The organism is Clostridium hominis (assembly GCF_014287825.1).
GTDB classification, from domain to species: domain Bacteria; phylum Bacillota; class Clostridia; order Clostridiales; family Clostridiaceae; genus Clostridium; species Clostridium hominis.
The window spans coordinates 43,166-66,254 of record NZ_JACOOO010000044.1 but is presented as its reverse complement, the minus strand read 5'-3'; the positions used below and the strand labels follow the sequence as shown (position 1 = coordinate 66,254).

Genomic DNA, 23,089 nt, shown 5'->3' with positions numbered 1-23,089 from the left:
TCACCCGTCCGCCGCTAGCTTTGCTCCGAAGAACTCCACTCGCTCGACTTGCATGTGTTAGGCATGCCGCCAGCGTTCGTCCTGAGCCAGGATCAAACTCTCAATAAAAAGTTTAATCTGTTGCTCAAATTACTTTGAGTCTTTAAATATTTTAAAAACTCTCAAAAGAATTGCTGGTTCTTAATTTATATTCTGTTCAATTTTCAAAGATCATTTACTTTATCGCTTCAAGCGACTTTTTTATCTTAACATCCTTGTTTTTCTTTGTCAACAGTTTTTTTCAAAACTTTCAAACAACATTTTGTTGTTTTCGTTGTTATCTCTCAAGGACATGACTTATTGTATCACAGAGTTAATTCTACTCAGTTAATATTCCCCAATATATCTAAAATTATTTTTATTTTTCTATCTTTTTCGCTTTTTTTCTTTAAAATACATATATTGATACACGTGGCAATGAGTATGATAAATATACTGTTCTCTAAAGCTCACAGGATAAATATTAGCTAATGCTAAGAGAAATATGACCTTGTCAGAGAAATATACACTTTCAGTGTATAGAAATATGTCCTTCGGACAGAGTAATATTAACCTTTGCTTAAGAAAGATACGCTAACAGCAGATGACTATCTATAGCGTTGGCATTTGTTTATTCTGGCGTAAGCTAATATTTCCCTTCAGCATACTAAACATTTTTCTATGTCGAAGACATATATTTCTCTGTAGCTTTAGATACATATTTCTCTTTGTGAGGCTAGCGAACAACTTATTTCATTATTGCATTAGATAATGATGGTTTAGTTTTACATCCCACAATAAGCTTTTCGCCATCTGAGTATCCCTCTTCAGAATCTTTTAATTCACTTATCAAAATACTTCTTAATAAATCTATTCTCTCTTTATATTCTAAATCATTTATTCCATTATGATATTCATGTGGATCCTTTTCTAAATTGAAGTATTGTTCTTCTCCTGTTTGTGAGTACCATACATACTTATCTTTCTTAGTTATAATGAATTGATGAGATTTTTGCTCAAAATCATATAAGTGTTCTCCGTGTATATAACTTCTATCTATATTCTTTAACATACTTCGTCCATCTAAACTTTCTGGAATTGTCTCTCCAACTATATCAATAAAAGTAGGCATAACATCTCTTAATTCTACGAGACTCTCATTAATCCCATATTTTCTACCTAATAATTCTTCAGGTCCTGATATGAACATAGGTATATGAATACTACCTTGATATGGTCTCGCTTTTTGAATATAATTATGATCCCCTAACATTTCTCCATGATCTGATGTAAATATTATTACAGTATTGTCCATTAATTTATGTTCTACTAAAGCCTGAATTAACCTACCAATTTGATGATCAATATGTGTAATACATGCATAATAACCTATTTGCATTTCTTTAATTAAATCTGGATCCAATGGTCCAGTAGTTGCATTATAACGATGACCTATTTGTTTTATTAGATCTTCATCGTTCCAGTCACCTTTAAAGGGTTTTCTTAATTCCTTATTTCTATATAAATCAAAATAGTATTGAGGTGCATCAAATGGGGCATGTGGTCTAACAAAGCTTGTCATTAGGAAAAATGGTTTACGTGGATCCCTTCTTCTTAAAAAATCAATACTTTGTGTCACTGCCCAATTAGTAGGATGACTCATTTCGTCATACATCCAAGGACGAGCTACCCATCCATTACAATCTAAACCTGTATTGCAAACATCAGCACTTATTCCCTTTGTATCCTTTAACCAATAAAAGTAATCATCAGCTATAAGTTGGTTCTCACTATACTCAACATTAGGATACCTATACTCATGTAAATATCCATCATGTAATATTACATTATTAAATCCTAAATAATTGCGTAAAGGATGTACATGCATTTTTCCTACACATTGGGTATAGTAGCCAGCTTTAGTTAATTCACCTGCCATTGTACATTCATAATTCCAATCTACCCTATCTTCATATCCAACCCTACCTGCATTTCTTTGAGATAAACCTGTATGTAATACTGCTCTTGCTGGAACACATGTAGGACAAGAAGAATATGCATTAGGAAAATATATACCTTTTGACGCTAAACTATCTAAGTATGGTGTTTTCACATCAGGATGACCTGCAAATCCCATGCAATCCCCTCTCATCTCATCTGTCATTATTAAAATTATATTAGGTCTCCTATCCATCTCTAAAATCCCCTTTTTTAACTTATAATGATAAGAGGGTGCCTCGAAAGACAACCTCTTAATTAATATTTCTAATCAAAATTCTCTAAAGTTATAATTTGTTTCTTATCCTTTTCTAAACAAACTTCCTTACTCTTATTTCCGTACCATATTTTACAGTGCCTATCTATTAAAGATGTAAGCTCAACTAATATAAGCTCATTATCTTTCCAAAAAATATTCACCTTTATATTTCCTCTTAAAGCAACCCCTTGTATATTTCCCTGCTTCCACATTTCAGGTAAAGCTGGTAATAATGTAATCTCATCTTTATAACTTTGAACTATCATCTCAGTTATTCCAGATACTACTCCAAGGTTACCATCGATTTGGAAAGGAGGATGTGCACAAAACATATTGGGATAAGTTCCTCCCCCATCAAAATTATTTAATGTCGTACTATTTACATAATGTAATCGTTGCTTCAATAAACTTCCTGCTCGTTCCCCATCGTTGAGACGTGCCCATAAGTTAATCTTCCACGCTAAACTCCATCCTGTTCCCCAGTCTTCCCTTACGTTTAAGCTTTTTTTACAAGCCTCAGCTAATTCTGGTGTATATCTTGGTGTGATTAATTGTGCTGGGTGCAATCCATATAAATGAGATACGTGCCTATGATGTAACTCAACTTCTTCTACCTCATCATTCCACTCCAACAATCTTCCATCTTCACCAATATCAAATAGTTTTAATGATTTTATAACATTCTCTATTATTCCTTTAAACTCTAACTCTTCTACTAAATCACAAGCCTTTAATGTATTATTTAACAAATCATAAACTATACCTTGAGACATTGCTGATGATTTAGATATGCTAACAATCCCCTCTTCCCAAGAAAAATTATTTTCTGGTGATGTTGTAGGACATAAAATAAGATTTCCATCATCGTTTCTTTTTAATATATTAATTAAAAATTTTGATGCTTCTTTTAAAATAGGAAAAGCTATATTCTTAAGATACTTTTTATCTTGAGTGTATTCATAATATTCAAATACAGTTCTACACAACCAAGCCGCTCCAAGAGACCAAAATCCATAGCAAGCACAATCTTTCTGATAAGCTCCAACAGGATTAGATGCTCTCCATAAATCAGTGTTATGATGACATACAAAACCTTCAGCTCCATATATATTTTTTGCTGTATATCTACCAGTCTCTGATAATTCTTCTACAAGTTTTATAAGAGGATTCGCACATTCAGTTAGATCTGTCATGAATACAGGCCAATAATTCATTTCTGTATTAATATTTAAAGTATAATTGGATGCCCATGGAGCTCGTATTTTATCATTCCATATTCCTTGCAAATTAGCCGGTTGAGTTTTATCTCTAGATGAAGATATAAGTAAATACCTTCCATACCTAAATAAAAGCTCGTATAACCCTAAATCCTCATCTTTATTACTCTCAAATAACTTTAGCCTTTCATCAGTAGGAATATTATTTACTGAATCATAACCACCTAAATTTAAATGACATCTTTTTTCTAACTCACTGTAATCATTTACGTGAACATCATATAATTCGTCATAAGTAATATGTTCAAGTAAACTTAATCTATCTAAGCATTGCTCTTTATAATTTTTCTTAGAATTTATTGGAGCTGTTTTAAAGTCTATATAATTACTTTCAACTGAAAGAATAACTTCTGCAAAAGTTGCATTCTTTACTTTAACAATTTTATTTTCAAAAACTTTATCCCCATCAGTTCTTATTAATAATCCACAAGCAAAAGAAATCCCTGGATTATTTTCATCATATATAATTGGATTATCGCTCTCTACATAATTAGGGTCCACATGCGAAGGACACCTTCCAACTAAAATCAATTTATTATCTATAAATTCTATACCATATCTTAACTGACTTAATAATTCTGTATCAAAACTTAAAGCCCCCGCCTTATTTACAGCTAATTTAATAACCATGCAATTATGAGGTTTACTTATAAAGGTCTTTCTCATAAATGTAATATTATTAGCTTGATACTGCACCTCACAACATGCAGTATCAAGATTTAATTTTCTAACATAGTTATTTACTTTTCCATCTACACTTAAATGTAGATTTAAATCTCCTAGAGGCATATATCCTTCAGTAAATTCTGTACATAAATTTTTTTCTATAATATCTTGAGCTTGTATATATTTTTTATTCATAGCTAGTTCTACACTTTTATCATAATAAGGTTTTAAGTTATTATTATGATTATCCTTAGGATATCCACTCCATAAAGTATCATGATTTAATCCATATTGTGCAGTTTCTACTCCTCCAAATACCATAGCTCCAAGCTGTCCATTTCCAAGTGGAAGAGCTTCGTTCCAATTTTGTGCTGGTCTTTTATACAACAATAAATTTTCCATATAAACCTCTCAAAGTTATTAACCCTTTACTCCACCACCAGTAACTCCAGCGATAATTTTTTCTGATAAGAAAATATATATTAAGAATGTAGGTAAGAATACTATAATAACCGCCGCAAAAAGGCTTCCGTAATCTCCTACTGCTCTAAGTGCTGCTACCATTGAGAATAATCCAACACCTACTGATTTCATATTATCAGAGTTTGCAAAAATAAGTGCTAAGAAATATTCATTCCAAACTGCTAGGAAGTTAAAAATAGTTACAGTAATTATTCCTGGTTGAGCTAGAGGAAGCATTATAACCCAGAAAGTTTTCATTGGACTACATCCATCTATAGCTGCTGCCTCTTCGTAACTCTTACTTAAGCTGCCGAAGAAGTTTAGTAAGAATGTAGTAGTAAAAGGTACATTTAAGCAGATATATAAAATTATTAATAACCATCTATTACCTGTTAAATGAGCTTTAGTTGCAATACTAAATAAAGGTAATATTATCATAATTACTGGTATACTCATACCAATTACAAAACTTGTTTTAATCGTCTTATTACCTAAGAAAGTATAACGAGATAATACATATGCCGCAGGAGCTGAGATAAGTAATATTCCTACGCATGAAATTGTTGCATAAAATAATGAGTTCATAAAGAATATACTTACATTTTGGGTTTTCCATGCAGTTACATAGTTTTCCCAATGGAATCCTGATGCAAATTTTAAAACATCACCTTTAAATATCTCACGAGAAGTAGATAAACTAGCTGCAAATATCCATCCAATAATTATAACTGTAAATGCTACCCATGCGAAAAGTATTAAATATGCAGGTGCAAGCTTTAATTCCTTTTTCCAATTAATAGGTTCTTTTATTTTCTTTTCTTTTACCTTAGCCATAATTCATCCACCTCCTACATTTCTATCTTTTCTTCTTTTATTAATAAATTCATCACCGCAAATATAATAACAACTATAACCGCTAAAATAACACCTACAGCTGCTCCTAATCCAGCATCACGGTTACTATATCCAGTCCCTCCAAATACAGTCTCATACATATACACCATTGGTGTTATTGTAGATCCTTCTGAACCTAATGGTGAAAACATCTTTGACCATACGAAAAACATAACAGTATTAATACTCCAGAATGTTAAATTAGTCTTAAACACACCTTTTAATAAAGGTAATGTAATACTTGTGAATTGTCTTAATTTACTTGCTCCATCTATCGTAGCTGCTTCATAATACTCTTCTGGAATTCTTTCTATACCACTTAAAAATATAAGCATGTAATATCCAACAGCTCCAAAGCAGAATGCTATAAGCAATGCCCAGAATTTCATATCGCTTGATAACCAATTTAACCTTGCGAGCTTTTCATTTCCTATTGCTTTAAAAAACCAATTTATGATACCGTATTTTTGTTGGAAAACAAATTGTAACCACATTGTTGCTAATGCAACTGCACTAATAACATTAGGTAAATATATAGCTGCTCTCCAGAAGCTCTTAAACCTAACACCGCTAGTTAATATTACTGCAAATAACAGCGCTATTGATAACACTATAATTCCACCGATTACCCATATCTTAAATATATTAAACATAGAAACTTTAAAAGAACTAGAGGTTAGTAACTTTAAATAATTTCCAAGTCCCACAGATAACCACTGCTCTTTTGGAGCTGTTACACTACTTACAGAGTAAAAACTTATAAAAACTGTTCTTATAACAGGATATAAAAACATAATACAGAAAGTAAGGATTGCTGGCGTAATAAATGCAACAATCATAGTCTTATTTTTTTTCATATATGCCTCCTACTCAAACTCTGAATATAAAAAGGGCTATTGCAAAGCCAACAATTTTAAGATTCTGCAATATCCCTTTATTTAATCAAATTTGATTTTTTTATTATTTTGTTGCGCTTTCCATAGCATCTACAAATTGTTGTGCAGTTAATTTACCTTCGAAAAGTTGTAAGCAGTTTGTTTTAATTGTTTCTTTAATATCTGGGTTTGCATTTAATCCAGCATTCCAATCATAAGTTTCAGTAAGCGCTAAGAATGCATCTCTAACACCAACTAAATCTTCTGGCCACTCTTCATTCCTAGAGTCAGCTGGAATACCACCACATTCTAAAGCCATCTTTTGATCAAACTCACCAGTAGTTATCTTCATTATTAAATCAAATGCAGCTTGAGCATTTTCACTGTTTTTATTTATTGCAAAACCTTGAGCTCCAACGTTAGCTATTGTATTAGCATCTTTACCGCCATCAACTGAAGGATAGTTAAACATACCCCAATCTAAATCACATTGAGTATTGTTTGTAATTTCACTTGGTACCCATGATGCATTAACTACCATAGCAGCTTCTTCGTAACCAACTTCATTTTCTCCTTCTGGATAAGCACCTGGTGCATATTCTGATAAGTAACCTTTATCTTTTAAATCAATTATATCTTGAGCAGCTTTTAAGACGTATTCGTTTTCAGCCCAATCACCATTCTTAGCTATATTTTCAACTTCAGCTTGTCCTACATAACGAGCTAAGTGATACCCAAATACATAATCTACATAAGCATCATCTTGAGCTAATGGAGCAACTCCTGAATCTTTTATCTTTTGACAAACATCTAAGAATTCAGCCCAAGTTTGAGGTTCTTTTTCTATCCCTGCTTTTTCAAACATAGCTTTGTTATAGAATACCCCTGAAGTATATGGTTGATAAGGAATAGTTATTAACTCTCCAGCCCATCTTCTAACACTTGCAGGTAATGCTTTAATTGCAAAATCATCATAGTTTACTGCTTTAGCCATATCCTCTAAGCTTAATACCTTATCAGCATATTCCATAGCTATCTTTTGATAATCCCAATCAAAGAAATCTATCTTTTCACCAGCTTCTAAAGCAGATTGTAGAACTGTTCCTAAATCTCTACCCTTCCATTCTACATTTACCTTTATTCCAGTTTCTGCTGTATAAGCATCGATAGCTTCTTGAATTACTTTTGCTTGTGGTTCAGTATTGTTCCACATTGACCAGTAAGTTAATTCCCCTGCATCTGCTGATGTTGTTGTATCATTTCCTGCTGGTGCATCGCCTTCAGCAGTTGACCCACCGTTATCTTTATTCCCACATGCTGTTAAAGAAAACGCCATACATCCTGCTAAAATCAATGACATAAGTTTTTTCATTTTCATAATATTCATCCTCCCCTTTTTTATACCATAAAATAATTAACTATATGTTATATTAATAATATAGCCTTTTTACCCTTAGGAAAACAATCTCTATATTGGCCTTTCCTTTATATATATTGCTATCCTAGTTAATTTTATTATATATTATGTTAACCTTTTCATTCAACGTTTACAAATCGACTAATTATAACATGAATTTAGGCGTTTTTTACAATTTTTATAATGTCATTAAATTTAATTTTTTATAAAAACTTACACCTTTTTGATATATTATAAACTTAATATAGAATTATTTTCTAATTAAGTTTATAATAAAAAAGTATTATGCATCTATAACTCAGTTGGATAGAGTGCTGGACTTCGAATCCAGGCGTCGGGGGTTCAAGTCCCTCTAGGTGCACCAAAGTAATAAAGTGTGAAGCACTTTGGTGAAAAGTTTGACTTCGTCAAAGGTGAAAAATCAGCTGACGCTGAGTGGAAAAGTTCACTTCATGACGGGGAAAATATTGCCTTTGGCAATAGTGAAGAGTATCTAAGTATTAGCACCTTTCACAGCTACGATAGTAGCCTTTTCCCCTTAACTTTAGTTAACTTTTCCCCGCTACGTAGTAGCATTTTCCCCTCGACGAAGTCGACTTTTCACTTGCGCACTTAGTGCGCACTTTTTTTATAGTGACAATGTATTCTTAACTATATCACTTATCTCTTGAGCTTTTTCTAGCATATCCATTTCACAGAATACTCTTAATACCGGCTCTGTTCCTGAGAAACGTATTATTACCCATCCACCATTTTTGAAATATACCTTATACCCATCAAGATATGAGACCTTTTCTATTTCATATGGGAACTCTATAGGATTCTTATCTATCATTATTTGTTTTATAAGTTCTTCTTTTCTCTTATGAGTCATTCCATAATCACTTTCAGTCATAAATAGCTCGCCATATTCTTGACATATATCTTCATATATTTGTGATAATGATTTTCCTGTTACTGCAATCATCTCTATAAGTAATGATGCTGCATATACTCCATCTTTACCTTGAATATGACCTTTTACAGTTAATCCTCCACTTGATTCTCCACCTATAATAGCATCAGTTTCTATCATTTTAGCTGATATATGCTTAAATCCAACTGGAACTTCATGGCATTTTTGTCCAAAGCTTTCTGCAACTTTATCAAGTAAATGTGTCGTAGCTATATTTCTAACTACAGGGCCATTCCACCCCTTATACTTTACAAGATAATAATACAGAACAACTAATATATCATTTGGATGTAAGAATCTTCCGTTATTATCTATAACTCCTAATCTATCAGCATCTCCGTCTGTGGCAATTCCAATATCATAATGCCTATCAAGTACATGTTGTTGTAATGCTCTTAAAGTATCAACATTAGGACTTGGTAGCTTTCCTCCAAATAAAGTATCATGTCTCTCATTTATAACATCTAAATCGCATCTTGCTGTGGATAATATAGTTCTTAAAGAAGTTTGGCTAACGCCATACATTGGATCTAGAACTACCCTTAAATTAGCATTTTTAATACTCTCTAAATCAATTTGCGAAAGTATACTATCAATATAATCATTAAACGGATTATATGGTACTATTAAGCCATTATTAACAGCATCCTCATAATCAATCCAATTTACTGGTTCCTTTTCTAAGCTTTCTATATACTTTTCCACATTTTTAGTCACAACTTCATCTGCGTCTTTTCCACCTTTTGTGAATAACTTTACACCATTATAAATTGCAGGGTTATGACTTGCAGTTACCGCCATACCATAATCTAAGCCTTGTTTCTTAACTTCAAACATCATTAAAGGTGTAGGCATTGACCTATTTATCATCATCACCTTTATTCCTTCATAAGCTAAAACTTCAGAAATCCATATCATTGCTTCTTTTGAAAGAAAACGTCTATCATACCCTATTACCACTGTCTCTTTTTCTACCTTTTCATCTTTCATCATTCTAGCAACTGCTCTAGCTAATTGTTGTACATTATTTTTAGTAAACTCATCACCAATTATCGCTCTAAATCCTCCGGTCCCAAACTTTATCATATTTAGTCCCCCCTTTTATATTTATTAGCTATATTTTTTTACGATATTATTTACTTCTTCCCATTTATCCTCTAAATCTTTTACAAGTTTTAATTGAGTTCTAGTTCTTACTAAGTTATGGTCATCATAACTTGTCTTGTAATATAAATCTCCGTCTAAGTAATCAGTTAGGAATCTCATACCTTGCTCTAAAGTAATTATCTTAGCTCCCATTGGTAACATCTCAATTTCTTTTGGTGTAAGTCCATTATCCACACCTTCTATAAACCCTTTAGTAAATGCTTCAAATAATCCTAAATCAACAAATACCTTACTTAAGTCTTCTTCATCTTCCCTTGCAAATGTTGCTCCACTTCTTATTGCATCTCCAAAATCATATAAGGATAGTCCTGGCATTATTGTATCTAAATCTATGACACAAATACCTTCCTTAGTATCTTTATCTAATAATACGTTACTTATTTTAGTATCATTATGAGTAACTCTTAAAGGCAATTCACCTCTTTCAAGCATATCTACTAATGATGATGCTTGTTCTTGTCTTTCTAATATAAAGTTTATTTCATCAACTACCTTATCTTTTCTCCCTGATTTATTTTCTTTTATTGCATTAATAAAAGTTTTTAAACGTTCTTTTGTATTATGGAAGTTAGGAATAGATTCATAAAGTAATTCTGCATTATAATCAGCTAACATATTTTGAAAGTTACCAAAAGCTTTTCCAGCCTTATAAAAATCATCTTCGCAACTTATTGTTTCATATGTTATTGTATCTGGTATGAATTTTATAGCCCTCCAATAGTTTCCTTCCGAGTCTTGTGTAAAGCTTCTTCCATCCTTAGCATTTACCACTGTTATTGTCTCTCTATCAATATCTCCATTATTTTTAGCTACTATATCTTTTAAATAATCACAAACCCTACAATAGTTATCCATTAACTTTTCAACTTCTTTAAATATATAGTGGTTTATTCTTTGAAGTATATATTTTCTTTCTTCTCCACCTTCTAATTTTGTTCTGACTAAAAAAGTAGCATTTATAAGACCTCCTCCGAATGGAACTACCTCTAATACATCACCCTCAATATTTATTAAATCCAAAGCTTGTTTTGTTAACTCTAAAAAATTACTTTCCATTTCCCTTTATTCCCTCCCATAAGTTTTTCTTATACTTACCTTCATTTATCATTTTCTCAATAGCTTCTTTAACAAATACTTTATCTTCTTGATATGTTACCCCATACCACTTATCTTTCGAATTCATAACCTTAACTTTACCTTCTCCACTATTTATTAAATTACTAACAACTAAAGGTATATAGTATTCAGCTTTTAGTGGATTATTCTTTAAGTCATTTCGCAAGAAATCTTTAAATCCTTTCTCAGTAATTTCAAATATAGAATTCATAAATCCCCACATATTCATTGAAACAATCGAATTATAATCTACTTCAATCCAATCTTGCTCATTTTCTGTATAATAAGCAGATTCACCTTTTTTAATAATCTTAGTTCTTTCTACAACTTCTTTTAACTCACCATTTTCTACAGTACATATTCCTCTTGCAACATGTCCATTTTCAGATAAAGTATTCTTTAGCTCATATCCAACCATAGCATGATTATTTTCTTCAGTATTACTACTTAAATATTCATACATTAATTTAAAGGATTCTTGTCCATAATAATCATCAGCATTTATAACTAAAAATGAGGACTTAACAACATCTCTTGCACATAAAATTGCATGTCCTGTTCCCCATGGTTTTACCCTCTCCTCTGGTACTTCAAATCCTTCTGGTATGTTATTTATATCTTGTATTACATATTCTATTTCTGCAAATCTAGATAATTTATTTCCTATAAGCTCTTTAAATTCTTCCACAATTTCTTTTCTTAAAATAAATACTATCTTCTCAAAACCTGCCTTTATAGCATCATAAGAAGATAATTCTAATATAATCTCTCCATTTGGCCCTATTTTATCTAATTGTTTTAATCCACCATATCTGCTACCTAACCCCGCCGCCATCACGACTAATACTGGTTTCATATGTTCACCTCTCTATATTTTAATTTAACCTCTGGAGATTTTTCCCCAGAGGTTTACTTAAATAATTATACCATATTAATCCATTTTATTTCACATGGATCTAATGTCATTTGAACTGAATTTCCATTTCCATCGTAAACTAAAGTAGTTTGCTCCTCATTTGAGTTATTAACAACTGCATATTTTTTAGTTTCTAAGTAAGCTGATACTTCACAATTTAAGTTATCTGCATACCATTTTTTCATTTCATCTTCTTTTCCTGCAGCATAGAAGCAACTTCTCATAAGAATACGTGTATTTTGAATTGAGTATGGTAATCCTGCTATATAAACAGCTCTACCTTTTCCATATCTGTTAGCAGACATTAAAAGATCTCCATTTTCATAGCATATAATTTCTGTATCCTTACTCTTAGAGTAAACATTCTTTTGACTTTCTCCAAAATCAAATGGTTCAACTACATCTTCAGTTATAAAGTGTTTCTCTACAGGAGTCTTGAAGTATTTATCTGTGCTTAATGAGAATCCTAATTCTTTATCAACACCTAATGCTTCTGCAAGTTGGAAGAAGTGTCCTCCCTCTAATACTGCTGAAGGTTCACCAACTCCAACAAATCCTCCTCCATTATAAATCCATCCTCTTAAAGTAGTTACGATTTCTTTATCTAACCACTTTTCTCCACCACTGAATGATGTACCTGCATCACCAGCATTTATAATTACGTCTATATCACTTGGAACACCATTTTGTTTTATATCATCAAAGCTTATAAATTCCACATCTAAGCTCATTCCACTTAGTGATTCTATAATTCCAAGATAAGTATATATTTGCTTATACCATAATGCATGTGCAACCATATGAGTTTGCCAGCTTCTTAATTTACCAAAACAATTTAACACTCCAACTTTTAATCCACAGTATGGTTTAGAATTATCTATATTATCATATATTTCTCTAAACTCATCACATACAGATTCAATGTACTCAACAAATTTAGGGAATTTATAAGCTAAAGATAAATATCCACCATATCCAATTCTATCTACTGGTTTTCTCATAATAGCTCTACGAGCAGTTATCCAGTTATCTCTAGCCTCTATAGTTGGATCATTTCCTTCATAGAATGTATCAGGGAAGAAATATGGTAAGAATCTTCCTTCAGTATACTTAACTCCAGGAATATCTGAAATCATTCTTAAAGTAGCTCCACCACCAACAGAACCAACTACTCCATCTAGCCCTATACTTTCAAAGTACTTTCCATATGGCTCAGTTCCAATCCAGTTATCTCCTAAGAACATCATAGCTTCTCTTCCAGCTTCATGAACTACGTCAACTAGCTTCTTAACATTTTCAGCTACGAATTGTTGTTGAAAATCTATATAATCTAAAAATGCCTTAGAAGGAACTCTAAATGGAGAATTATAATAACCTTGGTCTATAATATCTTCTGGTCTTAATCTATATCCTTTTACTTTTTCAAATTCATCTAAAGCTTCTGGACTAACACTTGAACTATATCCAAACCAATCAACAAATTTTTCTTTAGCTAAATCATTAAATACTAAAGTAAAGTGATAGAAGAAAGTTGTAAATCTTACTACATTAGATTCTGGATGTTCATCTAGCCAATTATACATAGCTTCTATTATGTGTTTATTAGTTTTTGGCTTTCTTGCATCAAATGGCATTTCATGAGGCTTGTCTCCCCAATTGTTAGTTATATGGTTATACATTTGTGTTGGATCCCAAATACAATAAGCCAAGAAAGATACGGTATATTCATGCCACTTACTAACATTATTTATTGTTACTTCTCCACTCTCTTCACTGTATGTCCAATTTTCTGTAGGTACTACTTCATTAGTAGTTCTATCAATAACTTCCCACCAAGTTTTTATATCATGATAAGTATCTGGTTCTACTTGTTCTGCAAAATAACCATCCATTATTTTTATAGTTAGCTTGTTTTCTACAGCAACATGATGTTTTGTCATTAAATATGTTTGTTGTAATTCTTCTCTATTAGCTTCAGCCCACTCATTATCTCCACGAGCAACAAAATATGTTGAATATATTCTTTCAGCTAACCCCTTTATTTCTCTTGGTAACTTAAATCCATCGCAATCTCTTATTCCATCAGCTCCCCATTTTTCTGCAATCTCTAAAGTTTCCTTTATAAAATTATCGTCTGTTGGAATAGTTACTCTCCCTTTGTTCATCCTGCACCTCTCCTATCCTCTTATACATAAATTATTATTTTCATTTAATCTCCCTATATTAAAGTATATAGAATCATTAACACCTGTTTTAAACTCTATTCTACTATTATCAATCCTATGATTCCTATATTCTTTACTTCTAGTTTAGTTTTTAGTAATTGTTTTCACAACAATATTATTGCTTATTTATTTAACTATATTGTTATAATAAACAATATGTCTTAATCTAACTTTACTATATTTTTCATATTTTTATATTTTTTATATTTTTTGTGATATAATTATAATATATTGCGTGCAAGAGGTATTTTTTATGGGAAACACAAGATATTTATTAACAAAAAATAATGTATATGATTTAGATTTTGAACTTATATATATAAGTAAATCGAAATTTGAAAATGATTGGCATAGTACACTTCACATGCATCCATTTACAGAAATATTTTTTATAACTAGTGGACAAGGTACATTTCAAATAGGAGACGAAATAGTTTCAGTTAAGGAATCAGATCTAATCCTTATTAATCCAAATTGTTCACATACAGAGCGATCAGTTAGTTCTTCTAACCCTCTAGAATATATAGTATTTGCAATTAATAATCTTGCTATTGGTACATTACCTTCAAATTTGACTAATGATGATACTAAAGATACTTTGAATACATATAAAATATTAAATTTTAATAAGAAAAAAAGTGAAATCTTATACAACTTAAATACGCTTATAAGAGAATTAGAAGAAAAGAACTTAAACTATGAATTAGCATGTAAGAGTATATTAACTTTATTTCTTATACAAGTTATGAGAAATACTAGCTCAGACATATTTATTACAGAGAATTTTGAAAAAATAAATATAGAATGTATGAAGATTAAAAATTATATAGATTCTCATTATTCAGAGAATATAACTTTAGATTTTTTATCAAACTTAACTTACGTTAATAAGTTTCATCTTGTACATCTATTCACTAAAGAAATGGGAATTTCACCTATCAACTATCTGATTAACAAAAGAATAGATGAATCAAAAAACTTATTAAGTACTACTAACTATTCAATTAGAGATATTTCGTCTATAGTTGGGTTTTCAAATTCATCTTACTTTAGTCAAATGTTTAAAAAGATAACCGGAATATCACCTAAAGATTTTCGTTCAAATAACTCTAAAAATAAAACTGAAAATAAATTAGCATAATAAACAAATATTTTATATTATAAAAAAAGACAAGCATCTAGCTATTTTGATTAGATGTTTGTCTTTCATTATTTATAGATAATATACTTCCCTTTTAAGATAAATATATATCCTACAATTTTATTTTAAAACAAATAAAAAAAAGCAATCATATAAATGATTGCTTTTTTATGGAGCGGGTAGTGGGAATCGAACCCACCTTTCCAGCTTGGAAGGCTGGAGTATTACCGATATACGATACCCGCATACTTATTGGAGCGAAAGACGGGACTCGAACCCGCAACATCCACCTTGGCAAGGTGGCGCTCTACCATTGAGCCACTTTCGCATATGGTGCAGATGAAGGGAGTCGAACCCCCACGCCAAAGGCGCTAGATCCTAAGTCTAGTGCGTCTGCCAATTTCGCCACATCTGCATTTGGTGGCTTACCGGGGAATCGAACCCCGGACACCTTGATTAAAAGTCAAGTGCTCTACCGACTGAGCTAGTAAACCGTATAAATGGCAGGGATAGCAGGATTCGAACCTACGAATACCACAGTCAAAGTGTGGTGCCTTACCGCTTGGCGATATCCCTATATGGGGTGAACGATGGGACTCGAACCCACGACAACCAGTGCCACAAACTGGCGCTCTACCAACTGAACTACGTTCACCATAATGGAGCGGGTAGTGGGAATCGATCCCACCTTTCCAGCTTGGAAGGCTGGAGTATTACCGATATACGATACCCGCAAATAAATGGTGCGTGTTAAGAGATTCGAACTCCTGGCCCACGCCTTAGAAGGGCGTTGCTCTATCCAGCTGAGCTAAACACGCATAATGGAGCGGGTAGTGGGAATCGAACCCACCTTTCCAGCTTGGAAGGCTGGAGTATTACCGATATACGATACCCGCATATTTGTTGGAGCGAAAGACGGGACTCGAACCCGCAACATCCACCTTGGCAAGGTGGCGCTCTACCATTGAGCCACTTTCGCATATGGTGCAGATGAAGGGAGTCGAACCCCCACGCCAAAGGCGCTAGATCCTAAGTCTAGTGCGTCTGCCAATTTCGCCACATCTGCATTTGGTGGCTTACCGGGGAATCGAACCCCGGACACCTTGATTAAAAGTCAAGTGCTCTACCGACTGAGCTAGTAAACCGTATAAATGGCAGGGATAGCAGGATTCGAACCTACGAATACCACAGTCAAAGTGTGGTGCCTTACCGCTTGGCGATATCCCTATATGGGGTGAACGATGGGACTCGAACCCACGACAACCAGTGCCACAAACTGGCGCTCTACCAACTGAACTACGTTCACCATAATGGAGCGGGTAGTGGGAATCGAACCCACCTTTCCAGCTTGGAAGGCTGGAGTATTACCGATATACGATACCCGCAAATAATTGGTGCGTGTTAAGAGATTCGAACTCCTGGCCCACGCCTTAGAAGGGCGTTGCTCTATCCAGCTGAGCTAAACACGCATAATGGAGCGGGTAGTGGGAATCGAACCCACCTTTCCAGCTTGGAAGGCTGGAGTATTACCGATATACGATACCCGCATATTTGCATTTACTTAATATTTATTAAGTTTTGTTTTTTTAAAACTGGTCGGGGTGACAGGGATCGAACCTGCGACCTCATGGTCCCAAACCACGCGCGCTCCCATCTGCGCTACACCCCGAAGTATGGTGCGTGTTAAGAGATTCGAACTCCTGGCCCACGCCTTAGAAGGGCGTTGCTCTATCCAGCTGAGCTAAACACGCATACTTTTTTTCAGAGAACGTCTATTATTTTAAAACATTCGCCTTAATTTGTCAAGCTTTTTTCAAAGCTTTTATGGAGCGGGTAGTGGGAATCGAACCCACCTTTCCAGCTTGGAAGGCTGGAGTATTACCGATATACGATACCCGCATATTTGACAAACAACCTATTCTGATTGAAATCTCACTCAGAACCGAGTTATATCTTAACTCAAAACTCTTATTTAGTCAATAACTTTTTTCAATTTAAAAAACTAAATTGGTCGGGGTGACAGGGATCGAACCTGCGACCTCATGGTCCCAAACCACGCGCGCTCCCATCTGCGCTACACCCCGAAGAGTTTTATCATCTCGCGACGACAAGGATTATTCTACAATATGATTTTTAAAACGTCAATACCTTTTTTTCATTTTTTTTATTTTTATATCATTTTTATTTCTTTAGTATATATTTGTGCTATTTTTCCCTCTTTAATTTCAATATACCCTAAAGATCTCTTTGCCATACATGCTCCGTGAGAAATACTCCCTGGGTTCATTAAACATATATCATTATGCTTCTCTACAATAGGTATATGTGAATGCCCAAATAAAACTATATCAACACCTAATGATAAGCCTCTGTAATATATATTATCGTATCCATACTTAACATTATAAGCATGACCATGACACATAAATATCTTTTTTCCGCCTAACTCAACTATTCTTTCATTAGGACTCTTTCCTAAGAAATCACAATTTCCACTTACTGAATACACTTCCCCACTAAAATCCTCAGTTATTTTAGATATATCATTTTCTCCATCACCTAAGAATAATAAAACATCAGCATTCTTTATATAATTTTTAACTTCCTTTATAGCTCTATCATTATTATGAGAATCACTAACAACAGCAATTAACATATAAACACCTCTCTAATTTTAAACTTATATAATTACAATTGAAAAAAAGTGCGAGCAAAGCTCACAAGTGAAAACTCGACTTCGTCGAGATGAAAAGGCTGCTAAGGCAGCGGGGAAAAGTTAACTAAAGTTAATGGGAAAAGGCTACTATCATAGCAGAAAAAGTATCAACAGATAAATAATTTTTACTATTGCCGAAGGCAATGTTTTCCCCGTCACGAAGTGAACTTTTCCCCAAAGTGCTTCGCACTTTATTTTAAGTACTCTTCTATCTTTCTAAGTGCATTTGCTCTATGAGAAATCTTATTCTTCTCAATTGCTTCTAATTCACCAAATGTTTGACCTGCAGGTTCGTAGTAGAATAATGGATCATATCCAAATCCACCTTCTCCATTTAATTCTTCCATTATTAACCCTTCAACAGTTCCTCTAACAATATTACTATTTCCATCTGCTCCTATTAAAGCTATAGCACAAACGAATCTACCTCTTCTATCTTCACCTGTTGCTTCTTTTAGCTCTTCTAATAGCTTTTTATTATTAGCATCATCATTTCCATGCTCTCCTGCATATCTTGCTGAGTATACTCCTGGTGCACCATTTAAGTAATCTACTTCCAATCCTGAATCATCAGATAAAACAGCAAAGTTCTTATCACCTCTTCGAATTAAAAAGTCATATATTTCTCTTGCTTTTTTTTCTGCATTTTCTTCAAATGTTAATCCATCTTCTTCTACTTCTATATCTATATTTTCATCAGCTAAAGACTTTACGTCCCACCCTAAATTTTCTACTATAGATTTTAACTCTTTTATTTTTTTCTTATTGTTACTAGCTATAATTAATTTCTTCATTACTTTGATTCTCCTGTTCCTATCCATAAAGCATCCATTTTTAAAATATCTTTTTGAATTTGGATTATCTGCTTTATCCCTCTTTCCCCTAAATCTAAAAGTTCATTTAAGTCTTTTCTTGAGAATGGTGCCTCTTCACCTGTACCTTGTATTTCTACAAATTCTCCATTTCCAGTTCCAACTATGTTCATATCAACTTGTGCACTTGAATCTTCTTCATAGCATAAATCAATCATCTTTTCTCCATTTACTATTCCTACACTAGTTGCGCAAACAAACTCTCTTATTGGATATACTTTAAAAGGTTTATGTCTATGAATTTTGTTTATAGCATCTACTAAAGCTACAAATGCTCCTGTAATAGATGTAGTTCTGGTTCCTCCATCTGCTTGAATTACATCACAATCTAGCCAAATTGTCTTTTCTCCTAAGGCCTTTAAATCAACTACTGATCTTAATGCTCTTCCTATTAATCTTTGTATCTCCATAGTTCTTCCATCTTGTTTTAATCTTGCAATATCTCTTACTTTTCTGGTCGCTGTAGATCTAGGTAGCATGTTGTATTCAGCTGTTATCCATCCTTCTCCAGTGCCTTTTAAAAATGGAGGTACTTTATCCTCAATTGATGCAGTACATATAACCTTAGTATCTCCCACTTCTATTAACACTGATCCCTCTGCATGCTTTATATAATTTCTAGTTATTTTTGTGTGTCTAACACTATTATTCTTACGATTATCACTTCTCATAATATCTCCTCCAAGCTTAATATATATCCTATAAATACAAAATTTAACTATATAACTTTATATATTTCTATTAATACAAGTTATTTTCAACTCTTATACTTTTTAAAATTATTGCTTTTTCAAAAAAAGTGAACTATTTTAAATTCTATCTCATATTATTAATATAAGGATTATTATAAGAGGTGAAAATTTTGAAATATATTGGTCCATTTTTTAGAATGAATAGTCTAAGTCAAGAAGAAATAAACGCACAACTATTCTATTTATCTAAAGAAGCTGTAAAAACTATTGTTTTAGAATCGAAATGTGGTTTAGTTTCATCAATAAAGAACTTTAAAAATTTAAGTCCCTCATTTGATATTAACACAATGAATAACTTTTCTCCACTATTATGTGTGTATAGAAAAGCATCTCCAAACTTTATCCACAGCAAGAATTCTAACGGCTTCGATGAAGATAGTTTTAAGAAAGAAATAAATCCCTCAACAAATGCTCTAATGACATTATGCTTATTAGAATTACTTGATTATTATCGCTGTTTTGAAAACATAGAAAGAAGTACTTATTCTATATACGAAATATATAATTCTCTTACAAAAGAGCAATTACAATTTTATTCAGAAAATCTTAGAAATTCTGAGGGTGTATTTGCCGACAAAAAGAATATGTTTGAGAATAATTCTAAAAACTATAATTTAGTAGATAAAGATAAAAAATTCAAATTCTCAGATCAAGCTTTTATGATGTTAGCTTATTATCTATATTCTTATAAAAATAAAAATGATGCGGCCTCTAAGGATTATGAAACATTTTCTTTAGAAATTCTTCAAATGTTTTTAGATTTTAAAGAAAACATATATGAATGTTCTTTAGATGAACTTTGTAAAATATTATTAGCATTCAACATATTATATAGCTATTGTCATCTAGAAAATCTTCAAACTTTAATAGCAGATATTTCTGATTACACTATGAACAAATTTGATGATAAGGACTATTATGTGACTTCTCTAGATACAGCTGCATTATGCGCTATAGTTCTAACATTATCCTATAAAAATACTAATATAATAGCTTTTAAGGATAAATCTAAAGCCATTATTGATAAACTATATTCTTTATATGATGAAGAAAATGAATGTTTTTATAAGCTTTCCTCAAAGAAGGAAATTAAATATTCCTCATTAGATATAACATTCTACTTATTAGCCTTTATTTTAAATGATAATACTAGAAGTGAGTATAAGAATCTGATATCTTCAGTCTATAAGAAATATCTAATAAATTCTGGCTTAGTTACAAGTTGGCCAGAAGCTCCTACATTAGATGACTACGAGCGCTATAGAGGTCTTTCTTTAGTATCTAAAGATATGTTAGATGAAAGCTATTTTAGAATGCCAAACGTAATAACTCCTAGTAGTTCTGGTATGGCTCCAGTGTTTAATAAATACGTTACTTATAATAAAAGGAAAAATTCCTTTACAGTAAATAAGAGTTCTTTTGAAAGCAGTAAAAACTTTTTAATATTCTACCTATATATCTATCTATTCAAAGACAATTTTATAAAAAGCTTAGCATTAGATAGAGTTAATTTAAGCAATGAACCCGAATCAATTCCTGAGATATTGCAAGCTTCTACTTCTAAAGCTTCAGATATGGATGTTAATTATATAGCCAGTGTTTCTCCAACATCAACTACTAATTCAAATACTACTATTGAAGAAGCATCTATAAATACAAACACTAATATTCCATCTGAGGAAAATGAGACTCTCTCAGAAAATCTTGAAATAACTGATAATTAATATAATTAACAAAAAATAAGACCGCCAAGGTCTTATTTTTTTGTTAACTCAAATTTTAAATTTCCGTTTCCATCTAAATTTATATTTTCAATACTACTATTAACAGCAATATTATCATTATAAAAAATCAATGGTAATACAGAGTAGTTTTCAAATAGGTTATCTTCTATTTGTGTTAATATTTCTTTCTGCTCTTCTACAGTTTTTGAAATACTAACCTTATTTATTAACTCTTCTGAAATATATGGTGATATAACCTCATAAAATTCCGCTTTATCACTATAATCAGCATCCAAATTTATTATAGCCATATCATAATATGAAATATCACTTGTAATTTCTTCTCTTAATAAAGATCCAACTAATGTTATATCTGTATTATCCGCAAACCAATTAGATATATAATCTACTATCTCTTTATTTAATAAACTTTCTTCACAAGCTAAATATACAACCTCAGGGATTTCGCTTTCTTCCCCTACACTACTCATTACCTTCCTATCTTGAAGCTTAGATAAATCTTGTTCTTCATCTCTAAAGTAACTTCCATCTGCTAATTTAATTAACGATTGATTATTTGCTTCATAATCTTCTAAAGCTCTAGTTATCAATCTATATATTTCTTTTCTATCATCAATTGATAAGATATTATTTTTATTAAATGCCAAATATGTAGACTTATTTGAAGGAATACTTACCAACTTATCTTCTTTAGATAATCTACTTAATTGACTTTTTGGTGGATTTAAAACTATGTCTCTTTCTCCAATTTCAAAAGCAGCTAAAGCTAAATCTTCACCATCATCCTTAATCATATGAATTGTTTTTGCTAAACTTGGATCTGCTGTGCTATTTCTTTTTAATGTTATTTCATTTAACGAATTTATATCCGCAATAGAATAATTCCCACTGTAAGGAATAGTTGTGTAGTTACTAGCCAGTTCTTCCCAAAGTATTACACTTTTTCTTAACCTATATTGTGGTTTAGTTAATTCGTTTAAGAAATTTGAATCTTGTGAGTTCAATCTAATTATCAAATTAGTATCTGTTGCTGTGATACCTACTCCATTATTAAAGGATTTATTTCCATTTCTATATTCAGAAACTCCGAAAATATTTAATAGTGGCTCTATATCATCTTCTGCTTCTAACGTAACAACTTCTCTAAAAAATTCAACTATCTCAGAAGGAGTTATCTTATTACCATCACTCCAATAGACATCATCTCTTATTTTAAAATCATATTCAATTCCATTATCTCTTATGTCAACACTCTCTGCTAATGCCGGTACCAATTCTCCATTTGTATCTAATTCCACTAGTCCTTTACTAACAGCACATATAATATCTTGTTCCCTTTTACTTAATGATCCAACAGTCTCTAAATTACTTGTTATATTATTAATAGAGTAAACTATATCTGCTTCACTTTTAACTTGTTTTGATGGATTTTGATCTACAAACCCTAATAAAAATATTATAGATACTACAAATAGTCCTAATACTACAAAAATCCTCTTCAAATTTACTCTCCTTTCAATATTTATATACACATAATTATATCCAATATTATGAAATATAATCATTTTATGTATTTTATATATTGTTTAGGAATTTTTATTATTAATAAAGGGTATAT

15 protein-coding genes, 22 tRNA genes and 1 rRNA gene are annotated in these 23,089 nt (G+C 32.0%); 3 read left to right on the top strand and 35 right to left on the bottom strand.

All coding sequences use genetic code 11. From position 1 onward, the window contains the following. From H8S20_RS18520 to H8S20_RS18495, 6 genes are all read right to left on the bottom strand, one after another. A 16S ribosomal RNA gene (locus H8S20_RS18520) occupies window positions 1-108 on the bottom strand; the annotation flags it as partial. Between the two features lie 658 nt (window positions 109-766). Continuing rightward, window positions 767-2,212, bottom strand: coding sequence for an arylsulfatase (locus H8S20_RS18515; RefSeq protein WP_032117205.1), 1,446 nt, complete (start codon window positions 2,210-2,212; stop codon window positions 767-769). 71 nt (window positions 2,213-2,283) lie between these two features. After that, on the bottom strand, window positions 2,284-4,620 hold the full coding sequence (locus H8S20_RS18510; protein ID WP_186861050.1) for a glycoside hydrolase family 95 protein: 2,337 nt from the start codon (window positions 4,618-4,620) through the stop codon (window positions 2,284-2,286). Between the two features lie 18 nt (window positions 4,621-4,638). Then, complete coding sequence (locus H8S20_RS18505; RefSeq protein WP_032117203.1) at window positions 4,639-5,514, bottom strand: carbohydrate ABC transporter permease; 876 nt, start codon at window positions 5,512-5,514, stop codon at window positions 4,639-4,641. A gap of 14 nt (window positions 5,515-5,528) precedes the next feature. Beyond that, on the bottom strand, window positions 5,529-6,431 hold the full coding sequence (locus H8S20_RS18500; protein WP_032117202.1) for a carbohydrate ABC transporter permease: 903 nt from the start codon (window positions 6,429-6,431) through the stop codon (window positions 5,529-5,531). 103 nt (window positions 6,432-6,534) lie between these two features. Continuing rightward, a complete protein-coding gene (locus H8S20_RS18495; RefSeq protein ID WP_032117201.1) occupies window positions 6,535-7,827 on the bottom strand; it encodes an ABC transporter substrate-binding protein in 1,293 nt (430 codons plus the stop codon). Between the two features lie 326 nt (window positions 7,828-8,153). On the opposite strand from H8S20_RS18495, the gene H8S20_RS18490 reads away from it, so the two are divergent. Continuing rightward, a tRNA-Arg gene (locus tag H8S20_RS18490) sits at window positions 8,154-8,230 on the top strand. Between the two features lie 264 nt (window positions 8,231-8,494). Here the strand turns inward: H8S20_RS18490 and H8S20_RS18485 are convergent. From H8S20_RS18485 to gnpA, 4 genes are all read right to left on the bottom strand, one after another. Next, window positions 8,495-9,907, bottom strand: coding sequence for a phosphoglucomutase/phosphomannomutase family protein (locus H8S20_RS18485; RefSeq protein WP_186861049.1), 1,413 nt, complete (start codon window positions 9,905-9,907; stop codon window positions 8,495-8,497). 24 nt (window positions 9,908-9,931) lie between these two features. Further along, on the bottom strand, window positions 9,932-11,044 hold the full coding sequence (locus H8S20_RS18480; protein WP_186861048.1) for a phosphotransferase enzyme family protein: 1,113 nt from the start codon (window positions 11,042-11,044) through the stop codon (window positions 9,932-9,934). Further along, window positions 11,034-11,960, bottom strand: coding sequence for a nucleotidyltransferase family protein (locus H8S20_RS18475; protein ID WP_186861047.1), 927 nt, complete (start codon window positions 11,958-11,960; stop codon window positions 11,034-11,036). Before H8S20_RS18475 ends, H8S20_RS18480 begins: the two co-directional genes overlap by 11 nt. Before the next feature lie 65 nt (window positions 11,961-12,025). Next, window positions 12,026-14,185 (bottom strand): 1,3-beta-galactosyl-N-acetylhexosamine phosphorylase, encoded by a 2,160-nt coding sequence (gene gnpA, locus H8S20_RS18470; protein ID WP_032117197.1) that lies wholly within the window; start codon window positions 14,183-14,185, stop codon window positions 12,026-12,028. 313 nt (window positions 14,186-14,498) lie between these two features. Here gnpA and H8S20_RS18465 point away from each other — a divergent pair, with 313 nt between their 5' ends. Beyond that, window positions 14,499-15,386 (top strand): AraC family transcriptional regulator, encoded by an 888-nt coding sequence (locus H8S20_RS18465; RefSeq protein ID WP_032117196.1) that lies wholly within the window; start codon window positions 14,499-14,501, stop codon window positions 15,384-15,386. A gap of 171 nt (window positions 15,387-15,557) precedes the next feature. Here the strand turns inward: H8S20_RS18465 and H8S20_RS18460 are convergent. The 24 genes from H8S20_RS18460 to rph form a co-directional block, all read right to left on the bottom strand. Then, window positions 15,558-15,631 (bottom strand) — tRNA-Gly (locus H8S20_RS18460). 8 nt (window positions 15,632-15,639) lie between these two features. Further along, window positions 15,640-15,714 (bottom strand) — tRNA-Gly (locus H8S20_RS18455). A gap of 3 nt (window positions 15,715-15,717) precedes the next feature. Continuing rightward, window positions 15,718-15,801, bottom strand: a tRNA-Leu gene (locus tag H8S20_RS18450). A 3-nt stretch (window positions 15,802-15,804) separates the two neighbouring features. Further along, window positions 15,805-15,880, bottom strand: a tRNA-Lys gene (locus tag H8S20_RS18445). Between the two features lie 7 nt (window positions 15,881-15,887). Beyond that, window positions 15,888-15,962, bottom strand: a tRNA-Gln gene (locus H8S20_RS18440). Between the two features lie 3 nt (window positions 15,963-15,965). Next, a tRNA-His gene (locus H8S20_RS18435) sits at window positions 15,966-16,041 on the bottom strand. A 5-nt stretch (window positions 16,042-16,046) separates the two neighbouring features. Beyond that, a tRNA-Gly gene (locus H8S20_RS18430) sits at window positions 16,047-16,120 on the bottom strand. A gap of 7 nt (window positions 16,121-16,127) precedes the next feature. Beyond that, a tRNA-Arg gene (locus tag H8S20_RS18425) sits at window positions 16,128-16,204 on the bottom strand. A 4-nt stretch (window positions 16,205-16,208) separates the two neighbouring features. Further along, window positions 16,209-16,282 (bottom strand) — tRNA-Gly (locus tag H8S20_RS18420). Between the two features lie 8 nt (window positions 16,283-16,290). Next, a tRNA-Gly gene (locus H8S20_RS18415) sits at window positions 16,291-16,365 on the bottom strand. 3 nt (window positions 16,366-16,368) lie between these two features. After that, window positions 16,369-16,452, bottom strand: a tRNA-Leu gene (locus H8S20_RS18410). A gap of 3 nt (window positions 16,453-16,455) precedes the next feature. Next, window positions 16,456-16,531 (bottom strand) — tRNA-Lys (locus tag H8S20_RS18405). A gap of 7 nt (window positions 16,532-16,538) precedes the next feature. Further along, window positions 16,539-16,613, bottom strand: a tRNA-Gln gene (locus H8S20_RS18400). Window positions 16,614-16,616: 3 nt separating this feature from the next. Continuing rightward, window positions 16,617-16,692, bottom strand: a tRNA-His gene (locus H8S20_RS18395). Between the two features lie 5 nt (window positions 16,693-16,697). Beyond that, window positions 16,698-16,771: transfer RNA gene (locus H8S20_RS18390), tRNA-Gly, on the bottom strand. Window positions 16,772-16,778: 7 nt separating this feature from the next. Beyond that, window positions 16,779-16,855 (bottom strand) — tRNA-Arg (locus H8S20_RS18385). 4 nt (window positions 16,856-16,859) lie between these two features. Then, window positions 16,860-16,933, bottom strand: a tRNA-Gly gene (locus H8S20_RS18380). Between the two features lie 46 nt (window positions 16,934-16,979). Then, window positions 16,980-17,055, bottom strand: a tRNA-Pro gene (locus H8S20_RS18375). A 5-nt stretch (window positions 17,056-17,060) separates the two neighbouring features. Next, window positions 17,061-17,137 (bottom strand) — tRNA-Arg (locus H8S20_RS18370). 74 nt (window positions 17,138-17,211) lie between these two features. Further along, window positions 17,212-17,285: transfer RNA gene (locus H8S20_RS18365), tRNA-Gly, on the bottom strand. 109 nt (window positions 17,286-17,394) lie between these two features. Next, window positions 17,395-17,470, bottom strand: a tRNA-Pro gene (locus tag H8S20_RS18360). Between the two features lie 86 nt (window positions 17,471-17,556). Continuing rightward, complete coding sequence (locus H8S20_RS18355) at window positions 17,557-18,042, bottom strand: YfcE family phosphodiesterase (RefSeq protein ID WP_186861046.1); 486 nt, start codon at window positions 18,040-18,042, stop codon at window positions 17,557-17,559. A 251-nt stretch (window positions 18,043-18,293) separates the two neighbouring features. Then, window positions 18,294-18,896 (bottom strand): XTP/dITP diphosphatase, encoded by a 603-nt coding sequence (locus H8S20_RS18350; RefSeq protein WP_186861045.1) that lies wholly within the window; start codon window positions 18,894-18,896, stop codon window positions 18,294-18,296. Next, window positions 18,896-19,645 carry a ribonuclease PH gene (rph, locus tag H8S20_RS18345; RefSeq protein WP_032117172.1) on the bottom strand — a complete coding sequence of 250 codons (750 nt, stop codon included), beginning with the start codon at window positions 19,643-19,645 and terminating at the stop codon, window positions 18,896-18,898. Before rph ends, H8S20_RS18350 begins: the two co-directional genes overlap by 1 nt. A 218-nt stretch (window positions 19,646-19,863) precedes the next feature. On the opposite strand from rph, the gene H8S20_RS18340 reads away from it, so the two are divergent. Further along, window positions 19,864-21,450, top strand: a complete 1,587-nt coding sequence (locus H8S20_RS18340; RefSeq protein WP_186861044.1) for a hypothetical protein — start codon at window positions 19,864-19,866, stop codon at window positions 21,448-21,450. 32 nt (window positions 21,451-21,482) lie between these two features. Here the strand turns inward: H8S20_RS18340 and H8S20_RS18335 are convergent, their stop codons facing one another. After that, entirely contained in the window at window positions 21,483-22,973 is a 1,491-nt protein-coding gene (locus H8S20_RS18335) for an ABC transporter substrate-binding protein (RefSeq protein ID WP_186861043.1), read from the bottom strand. Window positions 22,974-23,089: the final 116 nt, after the last annotated feature.

What these genes read in the sequence shown, in the direction of transcription:
- H8S20_RS18465 (WP_032117196.1), top strand. Translation starts at nt 14,499, where the DNA reads ATGGGAAACACAAGATATTTATTAACAAAAAATAATGTATATGATTTA.
- H8S20_RS18505 (WP_032117203.1), bottom strand. Translation starts at nt 5,514, where the DNA reads ATGGCTAAGGTAAAAGAAAAGAAAATAAAAGAACCTATTAATTGGAAA.
- H8S20_RS18500 (WP_032117202.1), bottom strand. Translation starts at nt 6,431, where the DNA reads ATGAAAAAAAATAAGACTATGATTGTTGCATTTATTACGCCAGCAATC.
- H8S20_RS18340 (WP_186861044.1), top strand. Translation starts at nt 19,864, where the DNA reads ATGAATAGTCTAAGTCAAGAAGAAATAAACGCACAACTATTCTATTTA.
- H8S20_RS18480 (WP_186861048.1), bottom strand. Translation starts at nt 11,044, where the DNA reads ATGGAAAGTAATTTTTTAGAGTTAACAAAACAAGCTTTGGATTTAATA.
- H8S20_RS18515 (WP_032117205.1), bottom strand. Translation starts at nt 2,212, where the DNA reads ATGGATAGGAGACCTAATATAATTTTAATAATGACAGATGAGATGAGA.
- H8S20_RS18495 (WP_032117201.1), bottom strand. Translation starts at nt 7,827, where the DNA reads ATGAAAATGAAAAAACTTATGTCATTGATTTTAGCAGGATGTATGGCG.
- H8S20_RS18475 (WP_186861047.1), bottom strand. Translation starts at nt 11,960, where the DNA reads ATGAAACCAGTATTAGTCGTGATGGCGGCGGGGTTAGGTAGCAGATAT.
- H8S20_RS18485 (WP_186861049.1), bottom strand. Translation starts at nt 9,907, where the DNA reads ATGATAAAGTTTGGGACCGGAGGATTTAGAGCGATAATTGGTGATGAG.
- H8S20_RS18355 (WP_186861046.1), bottom strand. Translation starts at nt 18,042, where the DNA reads ATGTTAATTGCTGTTGTTAGTGATTCTCATAATAATGATAGAGCTATA.
- gnpA (WP_032117197.1), bottom strand. Translation starts at nt 14,185, where the DNA reads ATGAACAAAGGGAGAGTAACTATTCCAACAGACGATAATTTTATAAAG.
- H8S20_RS18350 (WP_186861045.1), bottom strand. Translation starts at nt 18,896, where the DNA reads ATGAAGAAATTAATTATAGCTAGTAACAATAAGAAAAAAATAAAAGAG.
- H8S20_RS18510 (WP_186861050.1), bottom strand. Translation starts at nt 4,620, where the DNA reads ATGGAAAATTTATTGTTGTATAAAAGACCAGCACAAAATTGGAACGAA.
- rph (WP_032117172.1), bottom strand. Translation starts at nt 19,645, where the DNA reads ATGAGAAGTGATAATCGTAAGAATAATAGTGTTAGACACACAAAAATA.